Source organism: Sporosarcina sp. ZBG7A (assembly GCF_000813425.1).
Classification (GTDB): Bacteria; Bacillota; Bacilli; order Bacillales_A; family Planococcaceae; genus Sporosarcina.
This window is the reverse complement of sequence record NZ_JWIB01000057.1, coordinates 16,723-31,672: the sequence shown is the minus strand read 5'-3', so window position 1 is coordinate 31,672 and position 14,950 is coordinate 16,723. Positions and strand designations below refer to the sequence as shown.

Annotated in this window: 14 protein-coding genes; 2 read left to right on the top strand and 12 right to left on the bottom strand. The window is 43.0% G+C overall.

Annotated features, from left to right (window positions below; genetic code table 11):
* Nucleotides 1–159: 159 nt before the first annotated feature.
* The 12 genes from uvrC to zapA all read right to left on the bottom strand — a co-directional run bounded on the left by uvrC (nt 160) and on the right by zapA (nt 13,500).
* Complete coding sequence (uvrC, locus tag RL70_RS16185) at nt 160–1,962, bottom strand: excinuclease ABC subunit UvrC (protein ID WP_039044432.1); 1,803 nt, start codon at nt 1,960–1,962, stop codon at nt 160–162.
* A gap of 65 nt (nt 1,963–2,027) precedes the next feature.
* On the bottom strand, nt 2,028–2,342 hold the full coding sequence (gene trxA / locus RL70_RS16180) for a thioredoxin (RefSeq protein ID WP_025783270.1): 315 nt from the start codon (nt 2,340–2,342) through the stop codon (nt 2,028–2,030).
* Nucleotides 2,343–2,518: 176 nt separating this feature from the next.
* The gene (locus RL70_RS16175) at nt 2,519–3,502 is read right to left on the bottom strand and encodes an electron transfer flavoprotein subunit alpha/FixB family protein (protein WP_039044431.1); all 984 of its coding nucleotides are present in this window, start codon (nt 3,500–3,502) and stop codon (nt 2,519–2,521) included.
* Between the two features lie 36 nt (nt 3,503–3,538).
* Nucleotides 3,539–4,312, bottom strand: coding sequence for an electron transfer flavoprotein subunit beta/FixA family protein (locus tag RL70_RS16170; protein WP_039044430.1), 774 nt, complete (start codon nt 4,310–4,312; stop codon nt 3,539–3,541).
* Between the two features lie 21 nt (nt 4,313–4,333).
* A complete protein-coding gene (locus RL70_RS16165; RefSeq protein WP_039044429.1) occupies nt 4,334–5,107 on the bottom strand; it encodes an enoyl-CoA hydratase in 774 nt (257 codons plus the stop codon).
* 318 nt (nt 5,108–5,425) lie between these two features.
* On the bottom strand, nt 5,426–6,007 hold the full coding sequence (locus RL70_RS16160; protein ID WP_025783266.1) for a TetR/AcrR family transcriptional regulator: 582 nt from the start codon (nt 6,005–6,007) through the stop codon (nt 5,426–5,428).
* Between the two features lie 92 nt (nt 6,008–6,099).
* Complete coding sequence (locus RL70_RS16155; protein ID WP_039044428.1) at nt 6,100–7,797, bottom strand: long-chain-fatty-acid--CoA ligase; 1,698 nt, start codon at nt 7,795–7,797, stop codon at nt 6,100–6,102.
* Between the two features lie 239 nt (nt 7,798–8,036).
* The gene (locus RL70_RS16150) at nt 8,037–8,450 is read right to left on the bottom strand and encodes a DUF350 domain-containing protein (protein ID WP_039044427.1); all 414 of its coding nucleotides are present in this window, start codon (nt 8,448–8,450) and stop codon (nt 8,037–8,039) included.
* A gap of 77 nt (nt 8,451–8,527) precedes the next feature.
* Nucleotides 8,528–10,885, bottom strand: coding sequence for an endonuclease MutS2 (locus RL70_RS16145; RefSeq protein WP_039044426.1), 2,358 nt, complete (start codon nt 10,883–10,885; stop codon nt 8,528–8,530).
* Nucleotides 10,886–10,901: 16 nt separating this feature from the next.
* The gene (gene polX / locus RL70_RS16140; protein ID WP_039044425.1) at nt 10,902–12,608 is read right to left on the bottom strand and encodes a DNA polymerase/3'-5' exonuclease PolX; all 1,707 of its coding nucleotides are present in this window, start codon (nt 12,606–12,608) and stop codon (nt 10,902–10,904) included.
* Nucleotides 12,609–12,684: 76 nt separating this feature from the next.
* Nucleotides 12,685–13,224: a CvpA family protein gene (locus RL70_RS16135; RefSeq protein ID WP_039044424.1), complete on the bottom strand. Its 540-nt coding sequence runs from the start codon at nt 13,222–13,224 to the stop codon at nt 12,685–12,687.
* A 9-nt stretch (nt 13,225–13,233) separates the two neighbouring features.
* Nucleotides 13,234–13,500, bottom strand: a complete 267-nt coding sequence (zapA, locus tag RL70_RS16130; RefSeq protein ID WP_125103208.1) for a cell division protein ZapA — start codon at nt 13,498–13,500, stop codon at nt 13,234–13,236.
* Nucleotides 13,501–13,653: 153 nt separating this feature from the next.
* Between zapA and rnhC the strand changes: the two genes are divergently transcribed.
* Nucleotides 13,654–14,604, top strand: a complete 951-nt coding sequence (gene rnhC / locus RL70_RS16125; RefSeq protein WP_039044423.1) for a ribonuclease HIII — start codon at nt 13,654–13,656, stop codon at nt 14,602–14,604.
* A 28-nt stretch (nt 14,605–14,632) separates the two neighbouring features.
* Nucleotides 14,633–14,908 (top strand): hypothetical protein, encoded by a 276-nt coding sequence (locus RL70_RS16120; RefSeq protein WP_039044422.1) that lies wholly within the window; start codon nt 14,633–14,635, stop codon nt 14,906–14,908.
* The last annotated feature ends 42 nt before the right edge of the window (nt 14,909–14,950 follow it).

The following is a 14,950-nucleotide window of genomic DNA, read 5'->3' as shown; positions in this document are numbered from 1 at the left end:
CTTTCTTGACGGAATACCACAATTCCAGTTTTATGAGCACATTCTAAGATTTATGATCACTTCCCCTGTTTTATGAGCACTCCTCCTTCGCGACGCCTTTTAGTAGAAATAAACCTGTCCACTTCATGAAAAAGAACGGGCCCAAGTGGACCCGTTCTTTTACTCTTTCGCTTGTTCTGCGCTCTTGTTCTTTTCTGCAAAATATTCAACTACAGACTCCGCAACAACTTTAGGGAGCCCTGCTTCGACAAGCTGTTCTTTCGTTGCAGCTTTAATTTTCTTCACAGAACCAAAGTGTTTCAGTAATTTCTGCTTACGCTTGGGACCAACTCCCGGCAATCCATCGAGCGCTGATACAAGAGAACCTGTGTCGCGACGTTGCCTGTGAAACGTAATTGCGAAACGGTGGACTTCATCTTGGATTCGTTGAAGTAAATAAAAAGCTTCACTGGAACGCTTTAACGGGATAAGCTCAGGTGGTGACCCATATAGTAATTGCGCAGTTTGGTGTTTATCATCTTTTGCAAGCCCCGCTATCGGTATGGATAGCCCTAATTCATCTTCAATGATTTCACGCGCAATGCCCATCTGCCCTTTCCCACCGTCAATAACAATTAAATCAGGTAATGGCAAATTGTCTTTTAGGACACGCGTATAGCGTCGGCGTATGACTTCGCGCATAGCGCCGTAATCGTCATGCGCGGCCGCGGTTTTCGTCTTGTATTTCCGATAGTCTTTGCGATTCGGCTTTCCATCGACAAATGAAACCATGGCGGAAACCGGCTCTACTCCGTGAGTATGTGAGTTATCAAACGCTTCGATGCGTAGCGGAATTGAGATGTTCATTGCATCGCTTAATTCTTCACAAGCTCCAATCGTCCGCTCTTCTTGTCGGTCGATTAACTGGAACTTTTGTTTTAATGAAATGGATGCATTCTTATTTGCAAGCTGCACCAAATCTTTTTTCTTTCCGCGTTGAGGAATGTATACATGTACGTCCAGCAATTGTTCGACGATCTCCCGGTCAATTCCTGGTGGCAACAGCACTTCACTCGGTTTAATATGCGATAGTTTGCCATAAAACTGTCCAATGAACGTCAACAATTCCTCTTCTGGATCTCGATAAACCGGGAAAAGAGAGACGTCCCGTTCAATAAGTTTGCCTTGCCGCACAAAAAATACTTGAACGCACATCCAGCCTTTTTCAACGGCATAGCCAAAAATATCTCGATCCTTGAAATCATGCATCGTCATCGTCTGTTTTTCCATGACGGTTTCAATGTTAGAGATTTGGTCACGATATTCAGTTGCTCGTTCAAACTCGAGATTTTCAGCAGCATCACTCATCTTTTGAGTAAGCTCTTTTTTCATGGACTTATAGCCACCATTTAAGAAGCGAGCAATATCATCTGTCATTTCTTTATAAGTGTCTTTAGGAACATCGTACACACAAGGTGCAAGACATTGCCCTAAATGGTAATACAAACAAACACGATCCGGAAGCGTATGGCACTTACGGTATGGATACAACCGATCCAATAATTTCTTCGTTTCCGTCGCTGCCGTAACGTTCGGATACGGTCCGAAATATCGTCCTTTATCCTTTTTCACAATGCGTGTGACAATTAGTTTAGGATGTCTTTCAGCAGTCAACTTCAAGTACGGATACGTTTTATCATCTTTCAACATGATGTTGTATTTGGGATCGTATTGTTTGATCAAATTCAATTCGAGGATCAGTGCTTCAATATCAGAAGACGTGATAATTGTTTCGAAGTCTTCGATTTCAGTCACAAGTCGCTGTGTTTTCGCATCATGGGAGCCTGTGAAATAACTGCGGACGCGGTTTTTTAGAACTTTCGCTTTGCCCACATAAATCACAGTCCCTTGACGGTCTTTCATCATATAACAGCCAGGCATATCAGGAAGGATTGCTAGCTTATTTTGGATCAATTCATTCATCTAAAATCACCTGCCAAAAAAAACCGGGTTCCTCTAGAAAAGGGACCCGGTTTGAGATAGTAAACTTATGCGTGTTGCTCAACCAATTTAGCGAGTTCTTCTTTCGGACGGAAGCCAACCACTTTATCAACAGTCTCGCCGTTTTTCATAACGAGCAATGTTGGGATTGACATGATGCCGAACTTGCTTGCTGTTTCTTGGTTATCGTCCACGTTTACTTTAACGATTTTTGCTTTCCCTTCGATTTCGCCATCCAACTCTTCTAAAACTGGAGCGATCATCTTACAAGGTCCACACCATGGTGCCCAAAAATCAACAAGTACTACACCATCATTAGTTATCTCTGTGAAATCTGCATCTGTTGCATTCAAAATAGCCATTGGGTAAGTCCTCCTTTATAGGTAACAACTATGAAGTCATTATATCATGCAGCTAATCAACAGGCGAAATATCTGCCTACTACCTTCCTAGCGCAATTTCATCTCCACATACTTAAGAGCAGAAGTGAAGGAACCACTTCTGCTCTTTCAAATCGAACCGTTATTTCATCAACTGATTAAACAGCTGGTGAACCTTTTAGTTTCTTAACTTCTTCGATCATCATTGGCACAACTTCAAATAGGTCGCCTACGATACCGTAGTCTGCTACTTTAAAGATGTTCGCTTCTGGATCTTTGTTGATGGCAACGATTACTTTTGAATTCGACATTCCAGCCATGTGCTGGATTGCGCCTGAGATTCCTACCGCAATGTACAAATCAGGTGTAACTACTTTACCTGTTTGTCCGATTTGCAAAGAGTAATCACAGTAATCCGCGTCACATGCACCGCGTGAAGCTCCAACAGCTCCGCCTAGCAGGTGTGCAAGTTCTTCAAGCGGTTTAAATCCGTCTTCACTCTTCACACCGCGTCCACCAGCGATAATTACTTTCGCTTCTGACAAATCTACACCTTCAGTAGATTTACGAACAACGTTTGCAATAACAGAACGAAGATTTGTAATATCGACTGTCAATGATGAAACGTCGCCTGAACGGCTTTCATCTTTCGCAAGTGGTTCTATGTTATTTGGACGGATCGTGATGAATAGAAGTCCACCCTTGCTTTGAACTTTTTCAAATGCTTTACCTGAATAGATTGGGCGGATGAACTCAGCTGCATCGCCTTCTCCTTCAATTTTAGTTACATCCGAGATAAGTCCAGAGCTTAGTTTACTTGCAAGCTTTGGAGAAAGGTCTTTCCCCATCGCAGTATGCCCCAACACAATTGCGTCTGGCTTCTCTTGCTCATAGACTGCCATGAACGCTTGGCTGTAAGCATCTGACGTATATTGCTTCAAGTGAGGATGTTCAACTGTGACAACGCGATCTGCGCCGTATTGAACCATTTCTTGAGCTAGATTTTCAACAGAGTCACCAAGGAGAACAGCTGTAACTGTTCCGCCTTCTGAAATTGTTTTTGCTGCAGCAATCGTTTCAAATGAGACGTTACGCAGTTCGCCTTCACGAGCTTCGCCAAGTACTAATACATTTTTAGACATATAGAGTCCCTCCTAGAACGGTTTAAATTGCCGGTATTATATGACTTTCGCTTCTTTGTTCAATAAATTTACCAATTCACTTACCTGATCAGAGATATCGCCTTCAAGTACTCGCCCTGCTGCCTTTTCAGGTGGCATGAAGATGTCGATTGTCTTTGTCTTTGCCTCGACATCATCTTCATCAAGATCGAGATCATCCAATTCCAATTCCTCAAGAGGCTTTTTCTTCGCCTTCATGATCCCTGGAAGTGATGGGTAACGAGGCTCGTTCAACCCTTGTTGAGCTGTTACGAGAAGTGGCAATGAAGTTTCGATTGTTTCAGAGTCCCCTTCAACGTCTCGGACAAGTGTTGCTGAAGTTCCGTCAATCTTTAAATCAGTAATTGTTGTGACATAGTTAATGCCGAGAAGTTCTGCGACACGTGGTCCAACTTGACCGGATCCTCCGTCAATCGCAACGTTTCCTGCAATGATCAAATCAGCATCTTTGTCTTTTAAGTATTCAGAGATGATTTTAGCTGCTGAGAATTCATCCATCTCCTCCAGGTCATCTTCCGTGTTGATCAATACCGCTTTGTCAGCGCCCATCGCAAGTGCAGTACGGAGCTGCTTTTCAGCGTCTTCTCCACCAAGTGAAAGGACAGTTACTTCGCCACCATGCTCATCGCGGACCTGAATCGCTTCTTCAACAGCATACTCATCGTATGGATTAATGATGAATTCCGCACCGTCTTCTTGAATGGCACCATTTTTTACAACAATTTTTTCCTCTGTGTCAAATGTACGTTTTACTAAAGCATAAATGTTCATACTGCAGACCTCCTTGACGTATTATCGTCCATTAAATTTAGGTTCACGTTTTTCTATAAATGCTTGAATGCCTTCTTTGGCATCTTCTGATACAAATACTTCGCCAAACGAATTCGCTTCTGCCTCGACGCCCTTATTATAAGAATCGTCTTTGGTGAATTGAAGCATTGCCAATGCTGCCTTCATAGCTACCGGGCTCTTCTTAGCAATTTTGTGTGCGATCGCCATTGTTTCGGATAGCAACACGTCTTCAGCAAAGACGCGGTTCGCGAGTCCCCATTTCACAGCTTCAAGTCCCGTAATTGGATCGCTCGTCAGCAACATTTCAGCTGCTTTGGCTTTCCCTACGTACCCTGGAAGTCTCTGTGTTCCAGCGAAGCCAGGAATCAGGCCAAGCTGTAACTCTGGTAGACCGAGTTTTGCGTTTTCAGTTACAAAACGCATGTGACAAGCCATTGCAAGCTCAAGTCCTCCACCTAACGCTGCGCCATGAATGGCTGCGATCACTGGTTTGTGATAGGTTTCCAACTTCTCGAAGATGCGTTGACCGTCTGCTGACAGTTTTGAGAATTCTGCTCCTGAAGTGACCGTTGTGAATTCTTTAATGTCTGCTCCAGCTGAGAAGAATTTGCCTTCTCCGTGAAGGACGATGACTCGTACTTCATCGATGTCTTTCAGTTGTTCTAGTAAGTCACCAACTTCTAGAATGAGCGCTCTTGAGAGTGCGTTTGCAGGGGGGCGGTTGATTGTTGCGACGGCGACCCCTTGGTCAATTGAGACTTTCAAAAAATCCATGTCATCCCATCCTTTTTCAGTACGGTTTGCTATGATGATTTGTAAAATGGAAGCGCCTTCAATGATAGCATACTAGTTTATTAAAAATAAAGATTTTCCACTTTGTTGCGACAATTTGGTTTACATATAGTCGATTAACTGGGTTGATTTACACTCCAGATGGACGCTTTCCGAGGGGCTCGATCTCAGCCGCTTCCTTCGCTTCGCTCAGTCCAGGGTCTTCGATCTTCGCTAATCCCTCCGGAGTCGCCATCTTCCGTTACAATCAACGGATTCTTATTAGCAAAACAATAATCTTCAATCTTAAAGATAAACAAGTTACCCTTTCATGCCAGAGAGTAGTAGTTTGTGTACTCTTGGGGCTAGTTCGAGTAGGTCGTATTTCTGGTCGTTCATGACCCAGGATGTTGTGGTTTCGTCGATTGTGCCGAATACCATTTGTCTAGCGAGTCGGATGTCGAGGTCTGGAGAGAATTCCCCACTTTCGATTCCTTCGCGTAACAATGCATCTAATAAAGTTAAGTATTCTTTTAGTACTTCATTGATACGAAAACGGAGTTCTTTGCTGGATTGCCGTAGTTCCAGTTGCGTGACGATGGCTAAGTTGCGATCGTCATGCAGCACTTTAAAGTGGTTCTCGATCATTTTAAACAACTTGTCGGAAGCGGATAAATCCATTTCTAGAATTTCTTTTACGTAGTCTGCAAAAACAGCCATCTTCTCTTGAAATACCGAAATGAGGATGTCTTCTTTGTTTTTGAAGTACAAGTAAATGGTTCCATCTGCGACGCCTGCTTCTTTTGCGATCTTTGACACTTGTGCTTGGTGGTACCCATTCTGCGCGATAATTGACACAGCAGCATCCACTATTTTTTTATATTTCGGTTTTTCACGCTTCAATTTTTCTCACCACCATAAAAAAGAAAATATGAATGATGGTTCATTCATATTTTCATATTAATAGTTATTTAGTTTTTAGTCAAGCCTTTTAGTTAGGATGTAAGCTGTTGCTGCTCTGCTTTCTTTTTCTCTTCATCCACTAAAGCTCTTCGTAGAATCTTCCCTACAGCGGTCTTCGGAAGCTCATCTCGGAACTCATAAATCCGCGGAACTTTGAATGACGCCATATTTGCTCTGCAATACGTATCTAATTCTTCTTCTGTCAGTGAATACCCTTCTTTTAAGACAATATAGGCTTTCACGGTTTCCCCGCGATAAGGATCCGGTACTCCTGCGACCACACATTCTTGAATCGCTTCGTTTTCATATAATACTTCTTCGATTTCTCGTGGAGAAATATTAAAACCGCTTGCGATAATCATGTCTTTTTTCCGGTCAACTACGTAGAAGAAGCCATCTTCATCCATATAACCAAGATCCCCTGTTAGAAACCATCCTTCACGGAACGACTCTTTTGTTTCTTCCGGGCGATTCCAATAGCCAGTCATCACTTGAGGTCCCTTAATGGCAATCTCTCCTACATCACCTGGTTTCATCGATATAGAAGAATCTGGTGGTAGTATAGCGACGTCCGTATTTGGCCATGGAACACCTATGGAACCACGTTTCCGCTGACCTTCCCAAACAAAGTTAGCAATCGCAACTGGAGACGTTTCGGTGAGTCCATATCCTTCTACCAGTTTCCCACCGGTCACTTTTTCAAATTTCTCTTGCACTTCTACTGGAAGTGCAGCTGATCCACTCAAACAGGCTTTAATCGACGATAAATCGTACTTTTCAACATCTGGATGGTTAAGCAAGCCAATATAGATTGTCGGTGCGCCTGGGAATAACGTAGGCTTCTGTTTGTCAATTTCTTTTAGTGCTGTCTTGAAATCGAATTTCGGGATCAATACCATTTTGTTTCCACACATGACTGAGAATATGAGCACAGTCGTCATCCCATAGACATGGAAGAACGGTAAAATTCCCATTGCGACTTCATCGCCATCTTTGGATTTGTACAGCCATGCGTTGCACATTTCCGCGTTTGCGATCAGGTTCTTGTGTGTAAGCATGACTCCTTTTGGAGGTCCTGTTGTTCCCCCCGTGTATTGTAGCAAAGCAATATCTTTTTCAAAGTCAAATTCCAGTTGAATCGATTCCGCTTGTGTCGACTTCATGATTTCAGTGTATAGATGATGGATTCCTCGGTGTTCCACTTTCACTACAATACCGTTTTCTTTCTTTTGTATAAAAGGATAAAGGACGTTTTTCGGGAATGGTAAGTAGTCTTTAATGCTAGTTACAATAATGTTTTCCAGCTGTGTTTCTTTTAGAATTGAGGATACTCGTGGAAAGAGTAAATCCAGGGTAATAATTGCCTTGGCACCTGAATCGGACATCAAATACGAAATTTCACGCTCTTTGTATAGTGGATTCGTTTGAACGACTATGCCACCTGCAAACAAGATCCCATAATAGGCAATGGCATTTTGCGGGCAATTCGGTAACATAATGGCCACTCGATCGCCTTTTTCAATTCCGAGTTTCCGTAAATAGTTCGCAAACTTCAAAGAGGATTCGTAAAACTCTCCGAACGTAATGTCTTTACCTAAAAAGTGAATTGCATTCTTTTTAGGATACTTGGACGCAGTGCGTGTCAAAAATTCTTGAAGAGGGATCGGAACAAAATCGATAACCGCAGGAATTTCAGGTGGATACTGTGAAAGCCATGGTTTGTTCGTCATGAAACAGCCTCCTTTTCTCTAGTATATTCATAGAATATTCATTCTTTACTAAGTATAACGAAAAATGAAGGCGTTTACAATGTTAACAATGGAAGGAATTGCAAACCCCGTAACTACGAGAGTTACGGGGTTTGCTTGACCATCCACCAAATACCGAAGGCGATAAATAACACGCACAATGCGAGTAATATTTTCGATAGTTTTTCCATTTGCGAAATCGTCTCCTACTGAACATACTCTTATGAAATACTTGCACCGATGACAAAGGATAATCCAACCGAAATAATCATCGAAATAAACCCTACAGAACGGTTATCTTTTTCAATTTCTTCATCTACTTTGAACATCGGTGTTAAAAATTCGAACAGCAAGTAGGCAAAAATGAGCAATGTGAATCCAAATAATCCCCATCCTATCATTTGTGGAAGCGTATTGTGCTGTTCGATTGAATATCTAAAAATGTTGGCAACACCGAATATTTTACCCCCTGTTGCAAAAGCAACAGCTAAGTTCCCATTTTTAATTTCATTCCAACACCTGTACTTTGTCACAATCTCAAAAATGACCATCGAAACTATGAGACAAAGGACAACGGTACTAAAATAACCGGCTGTTTCTACTAACGGATGACTCCAAAACCCAGTCTTTGACATTATTCGTTGGCCCCTTTACGGTGATGTCTTAACGAGTACGAATGAGCCTCGAATAGGTTTCACTTTTCCTATAAAAATTATTTCAACTCTACAACCGTTACACCAAGTCCACCTTCACCTGCATCACCAAAACGGAAATTTTTCACGCGAGAATGCTTTTTCAGATAGGTCTGGATGCCTTGACGGAGTGCACCCGTTCCTTTTCCGTGGATAATGGACACTTGGTGATAATTGGACAACAACGCATCATCCAAATACTTCTCTGTCCTTCTAATTGCATCTTCATAACGTTCTCCACGAAGATCGAGCTCCAATTTAACATGCTGATCACGCCCACGGATTGCGGTGGAAGCTACAATTTTCTTCTCTTTTTCAGGTTTTACAAATTCCAGACCTGATTGCTCCAATTTCATTTTCAAAATACCGATTTGAACAACCCATTCAGTATCAGATACTTTGTCAATGAGTGTACCTTTTTGTCCGTAGCTTAAGACTTTGACTTCATCGCCTACTTGCAACGGACGTGGAGCCGCTTTCGCCTTCAGTGCTTTCTTTTTCTCTTCTTTTGGTGAAGCATTTTCAAGACGCTTTCGTGCTTCAATGAGTTCGTGTTCTTTCACTGATGCACCGGCAGTCATCCGAAGCGCACGTAGATCTGAAATGATTGCTTCAGATTCGAGCCTTGCCTCTTCAACAATCTTTTTGGCCTTCTCTTTCGCTTTTTCAGTTAAGCGAGTTTGCATTTCTTCGTTTTCAGCAAGTTTTTCGGCTAGTTCTTTTTTCAACGATTCGGTTTCTACAAGTAAATCATGAGTGCGTTCTGCGTCTTTTTCGGATTGAACACGACTAGATTCCAAGGATGCAATCATGGAGTCAACTTCACCACGATCCGTTCCAGTAAACGTTTTGGCACGCTCGATCAGATGGTCTCCGAGACCAAGTCGTTTTGAAATTTCAAATGCATTACTACGTCCTGGAACGCCTATCAATAAGCGGTACGTCGGACTCAATGTATCGACATTGAATTCTACGCTCGCATTCGCAACACCATTTCTGTTGTAACTGTAAGCTTTCAGTTCTGGATAGTGTGTGGTCGCCATCACTCGCGCACCTGTTCCATGGACTTCATCCAAAATGGAGATTGCGAGTGCTGCCCCTTCTTGTGGATCGGTTCCTGAACCGAGTTCATCGAAAATAATGAGCGAATCATGGTCGAATTTCTTTAAGATATCAACGATATTGACCATGTGAGATGAAAACGTACTGAGACTTTGTTCGATGGATTGTTCATCACCAATATCGGCAAAAACGGATCCGAAAACAGCGATTTCCGAACCATCCAATACAGGAATTGGTAATCCGGCTTGTGCCATCAATGTACACAGTCCGACAGTTTTTAAAGTTACAGTTTTACCACCAGTATTTGGTCCAGTGATGACAATCGTTGTAATGTCTTTTCCGAATTCAATCGTATTGGCCACTGCTTCTTCGATTGGTAATAGTGGATGACGAGCTTTTGCGAGGCGCATATAGCCGTCTTGGTTCACTGTTGGTTTTGTACATTTATTTGCCATTCCGTATTTTGCTTTTGCTAAAATGACATCCACTTTCACAAGCTGATCGACTAGTACGAACAATTCATGTGCGTTTTCTTGAACAAGTGCAGAAAGCTCTCGAAGAATCTTTTCAATTTCTTCTTTTTCTTTGGATTTCAACGTGCGGATTTCGTTATTTGCTTGCACGACTGCATCAGGTTCGATGTATACCGTTTGACCTGAAGAAGACGAATCGTGAATGACGCCGCCGTAATGACTGCGGTACTCGGACTTTACAGGAATCACAAATCGTTCGTTCCTAATAGTGACAATGCTATCTGACAACATTTTCGCTGCGTTTTTCCCGCGAATAATGCTTTCCAATTTCTCACGGACTCTACCTTCTTGAATACGCAGGCTTTGACGGACTGAACGTAATGCACTGGATGCACTATCGAGTACGCGTCCGTTTTCGTCTACTGCACTATTGATTTCATGTTCTAGACCGGTGACGATTGGCATTGCTTCTTTAATTGCTATGAAATTTGGAATTTCCACTTCTTCATCTTGTAGAACAGCTTCGATGAATTGACGGAAAATGCGGCTCGCTCGGATGGTTGACGCAGTTTCCATCAATTCTTGCGCACTTAAGACGCCTCCGATTTGCGCACGACGCGCATGCGGCCTGATATCCGTAATCCCACCCATCGGGACATTACCTCGTACACGTAAAATTGCTAGACCTTCGTCCGTTTCTTCTAAAAGGCGTCCTACCGTTTCGAAGTCCGTATCCGGTTTCAATTTTTCCATTTCAGCTCGTCCTGCAGGGAACGTACACTGCTGTGCCGCTTGGGCAAGGACTTTGTCAAACTCTAAAGTTTTTAATACACGTGAATCCATTGCGGATCCCTTCCTTTCACTTATCGACGATTCTCTGTTTGAACTGATCCAATGACCAGGTATTGACGACTGTATCTTTTTTCAACCATGCTTTTTGTGCATACTCTACACCGATAGCCATGAGCTCCAATTGCTCCTTCGCATGGGCATCTGTATTGATCGATATCTTTACGCCAGCCTCTTGTGCCATTTCTAAGTATTCTTTGTCTAAATCAAGGCGATGAGGACTCGCGTTTAATTCTAGAATCTTACCATATTTCGCTGCCCATTCGATGAGTTGAGGCACATCAGGATTGTAGCCATCCCGTTTTCCAATGAGACGACCTGTAGGATGGGCAATTAAATCAACGTGTGGGTTTTTCATTGCCGAATGTAATCGTTCCATGATCTGTTCTTGGGATTGACTGAAACTTGAATGGATGGAAGCAATCACAAAATCGAGTTGTGCGAGGACTTCATCGTCAAAATCGAGTGTACCATCTGGCAAAATATCCATTTCTGTCCCACTGAAAATTTCGATATCTGGATACTCTTCATTGATTTCCCGGATTTCTTTCAATTGGTCAAGTAACCGTTCCGGTGTTAACCCATTCGCTACTTTCAAATAATGGGAGTGGTCTGTGATTACCATATGACTGTACCCACGTTCTCTGCATGCGTCTGCCATTTCACGAATTGAATACCCCCCGTCAGATGCGGTCGTATGCATGTGGAAGTCGCCTCTAATGTCACTCAATGTGACCAAACCATCTAATTCGTCGATGCGATCCAGTTCCCGACCGTCTTGACGCAAGTTTGGTTGGATGAAGGGTAGATCAAAGTGAGCAAAAAAGTCTTCCTCCGATTCGAACGTTAAGACCGTTCCATCCTCTTGCTCGACACCATATTCACTAATTTTTTCACCACGTGATTTTGCGAGTTGCCGCATTTTTACGTTATGGTCTTTTGAACCTGTAAAATGATGCAGCGCACTTGCATATTGTGTGTCTGTCACGAACCGGAAATCGACGTCGATGATTTCTTCCAACTCCAATGTTACGGAGAGCTTTGAATCCCCTGCTGCAATCGTTTCTATAGTAGGAAGTAGTTTCAGCAACTTTTCCCGGACAACTGAAGGTGTATCTGTCACGATGATGAAATCCATGTCACTACTTTGTTCTTTCGTTCTGCGGTAACTTCCCGCCACTGAATATTTGCTAATTTCTTCGATTTCATCCAAAACCGGCTCAACTTGTCCAACAAATTTAACCATCTGCCATAGTGGGAATGATGTTTTACGCTCAGAGAGCTGTTCAATTTCATGAAGTAGTTTTTCTTCAGTTTTCTTACCGAAACCTGGAAGAGCGCTCACCTCATTTTTCTCACAAGCTTGTTTTAACGATTCGATTGAATCGATTCCGAGTGCTTCATGGAGTTTCGCAATTCGCTTGCCCCCAAGTCCAGGGATTTCTAGCAGTGGAATCATTCCTGCAGGAACGGTTTCTTGAAGCTCGTTCAATAGGTCGGACTCCCCTTTGTCCAATAGATCCTGAATGACCGCACCTGTTCCCTTGCCAATTCCTTTCAAGGTCAAGATGTCATCCATTTCAGCGAGGCTTCTTGGGTCGACTTCAAGGACGTTCGCTGCTTTACGGAAAGCGCCAACTTTGAAATGATTCTCCCCGAGTAATTCCATATAGAGTGCAATTTTTTCCAACGTTTGTATAATCACTTTTTTGTTCATCAACAAAACCTCCTTGTTCTATTCGTTCCCTGACTGAACAAAAGCTTCCCGCCGCTCGGTGGGAAGCTGCTCAGACTTATTTTGTGTAAACGTACCACCATTCCTTCACTGCGCTTGAAATGACCGGTGTATGCTCGAACATGGTTTTCGACAGTAAAGAAGAATCTAATAATTTTTGAACAAAGTCGATTGGCAGCAAAGCAAGGAAACTAATGAGTAATAGAATGATAATATAGAACTCAACAAATCCTAATGCCGCTCCAAAGAAACGCGAGATGAATCCAAGTACAGGCAAGTGTTTTAGGAAGTCGAACATCGACACAAAGAGTTGCAGGAGGAATTTAACAACAAAGAAAATCAGTATAAATGCTAACAACCTATAAAACGTCTGATCTAAATCCAATTGTCCAAATGACCAGCTTAACTTGGACTCTGCGGTAACTCCCGGATATGGAATCCATAAAACGAATTTATCCGCAAGTTGTTTGTAATACGCGTATGCAACGATAAACGAAACGATAAAACCTGTCATATGTAAGACTTGTACAAGCAATCCTCTTCTAAAGCCTGTAATAAGTCCTCCAACCAATAGAAATAATATAAGTATATCTAACATTAGCAGCCGTCAGCCCTTCAACTTTTTCAATTCTTCTTCAAGTAATTCTTTTTCAGTTTGTAACTTCAAATAGTCATGTACACTGTTGACAGCTGTTAGCACAGCAACCTTTGTTGTATCCAAATACGGATTATGCGCACGGAGTTCACGCATTCGGTCGTCCACGAGTGTTGCCACTTGTCGAACGTGAGCAGACGAGTCGGTCCCGATGATGGTATACGTTTGACCGTATATATCGATGGTAATCCGTGTTTTTTGTTCTTTTTCCACTGCCATAACCTCCTGCCCAAAACTATGAACTTAATCATACCACGAAAAAGGTTTATTTGTGAACATAGGCATTGCCAGCGATCTATTTTTGTGCTTTCTTCTGTACACGGTATACTATACAAAACGTTTTAGATTGTACGGTTTGAAAGGATGATTTGAATGGCGAATTCTGTAATAATCTTGTCTGATAAAAAATTGACTGAGTTAAAAGCGTATTATGCGAGTGATCGTGTGACACGCAATGCTCCAGGTGTGGTGTTTGCTGCGAAAACGGCTAAAGCATCGATTACCGCGTATCGTTCGGGTAAAGTCCTGTTTCAAGGTGGTGGTGCTGAAGAGGAAGCTGCGAAATGGGAAGCTAATTTGGATGCTAGTTCGGACTCGGGGGCTCCGAAGAAAAAAGTTGTTGTTAAAGGAGCTGTCCTTCCCGATCGACTTGAGACACTTTCGGTAATCGGGTCAGATGAAACCGGGACGGGAGATTTCTTTGGTCCTGTGACGGTTTGTGCGTGTTACGTGCGCGCGGATCAGATTGCTCTTGTTGCTGAACTTGGGGTGAAGGACTCCAAGTTGCTAACGGATCCCTACATGAGATCGATTGCTCCTGATTTGAAGTCTGTGTTGACATACAGTGTGCTCACACTACAAAACGAGAAATACAATACTGTGCAAGCAAAAGGCTGGTCCCAAGGGAAAATCAAAGCATTGCTACACAATCAGGCAATCCGTCATGTGTTGCGTAAATTGGAAGATGAACACCCTGAATATATTTTGATAGATCAGTTCGCGGAGCGCGGTGTGTATTACAACCATTTGAAGAATGAACGTGAAATTGTGAGGGAGAATGTGTTGTTTGCAACGAAGGCGGAAGGATTGCATGTTGCCGTCGCAGCGGCGTCGATTATCGCGCGTGTGGCGTTTTTGGATGAAATGGATCGGTTGAGTGGATTAGCTGGACGAACACTTCCAAAAGGCGCTGGTAAAAAGGTGGATGAAACCGCAGCCTCAATTTTACTCGCGAAAGGTGAACCGTTTTTGCGTTCGTTGACGAAGTGGCACTTTGCGAATGCGAAGAAGGCAGCGGTGTTGGCTGCTAAGAAGCGTGGGTGAGGTGTGATTTTGGGATGGAGCGGGTTGTATGGGCGAACGAGCGGGTTGCTCGGGGGGAAACAAGCGGGTTGTTCGCCGGAACGAGCGGGTTGCTCGGGGAAACGATCGAGTTCAGGCTCGTAATGGATGGTTTTCCGAGGCAGCCCATACCCCCCCACTATCCATTACTAAATGCATAGCGGAGCGAAGCACACCGATTAATCTTGGTTTTAAATTAGAGGGAATTGATTGGTCGCGAGCTTGGATACGAATTGAAGAAGTTGCCTACCGCGGGCATGGTACAGGAAACATGCGGGACGTGTAACGAAACCATCTGGTTCAGTAGACAGACGAAAACGCTTCGCAT

Bases quoted from the DNA above. Each gene is read 5' to 3' on its own strand.
- RL70_RS16120 (WP_039044422.1), top strand. From the start codon at position 14,633: ATGGGCGAACGAGCGGGTTGCTCGGGGGGAAACAAGCGGGTTGTTCGC.
- RL70_RS16165 (WP_039044429.1), bottom strand. From the start codon at position 5,107: ATGGATTTTTTGAAAGTCTCAATTGACCAAGGGGTCGCCGTCGCAACA.
- trxA (WP_025783270.1), bottom strand. From the start codon at position 2,342: ATGGCTATTTTGAATGCAACAGATGCAGATTTCACAGAGATAACTAAT.
- RL70_RS16155 (WP_039044428.1), bottom strand. From the start codon at position 7,797: ATGACGAACAAACCATGGCTTTCACAGTATCCACCTGAAATTCCTGCG.
- RL70_RS16145 (WP_039044426.1), bottom strand. From the start codon at position 10,885: ATGGATTCACGTGTATTAAAAACTTTAGAGTTTGACAAAGTCCTTGCC.
- uvrC (WP_039044432.1), bottom strand. From the start codon at position 1,962: ATGAATGAATTGATCCAAAATAAGCTAGCAATCCTTCCTGATATGCCT.
- RL70_RS16175 (WP_039044431.1), bottom strand. From the start codon at position 3,502: ATGTCTAAAAATGTATTAGTACTTGGCGAAGCTCGTGAAGGCGAACTG.
- zapA (WP_125103208.1), bottom strand. From the start codon at position 13,500: ATGGCAGTGGAAAAAGAACAAAAAACACGGATTACCATCGATATATAC.
- RL70_RS16170 (WP_039044430.1), bottom strand. From the start codon at position 4,312: ATGAACATTTATGCTTTAGTAAAACGTACATTTGACACAGAGGAAAAA.
- RL70_RS16135 (WP_039044424.1), bottom strand. From the start codon at position 13,224: ATGTTAGATATACTTATATTATTTCTATTGGTTGGAGGACTTATTACA.
- polX (WP_039044425.1), bottom strand. From the start codon at position 12,608: ATGAACAAAAAAGTGATTATACAAACGTTGGAAAAAATTGCACTCTAT.
- RL70_RS16150 (WP_039044427.1), bottom strand. From the start codon at position 8,450: ATGTCAAAGACTGGGTTTTGGAGTCATCCGTTAGTAGAAACAGCCGGT.
- rnhC (WP_039044423.1), top strand. From the start codon at position 13,654: ATGGCGAATTCTGTAATAATCTTGTCTGATAAAAAATTGACTGAGTTA.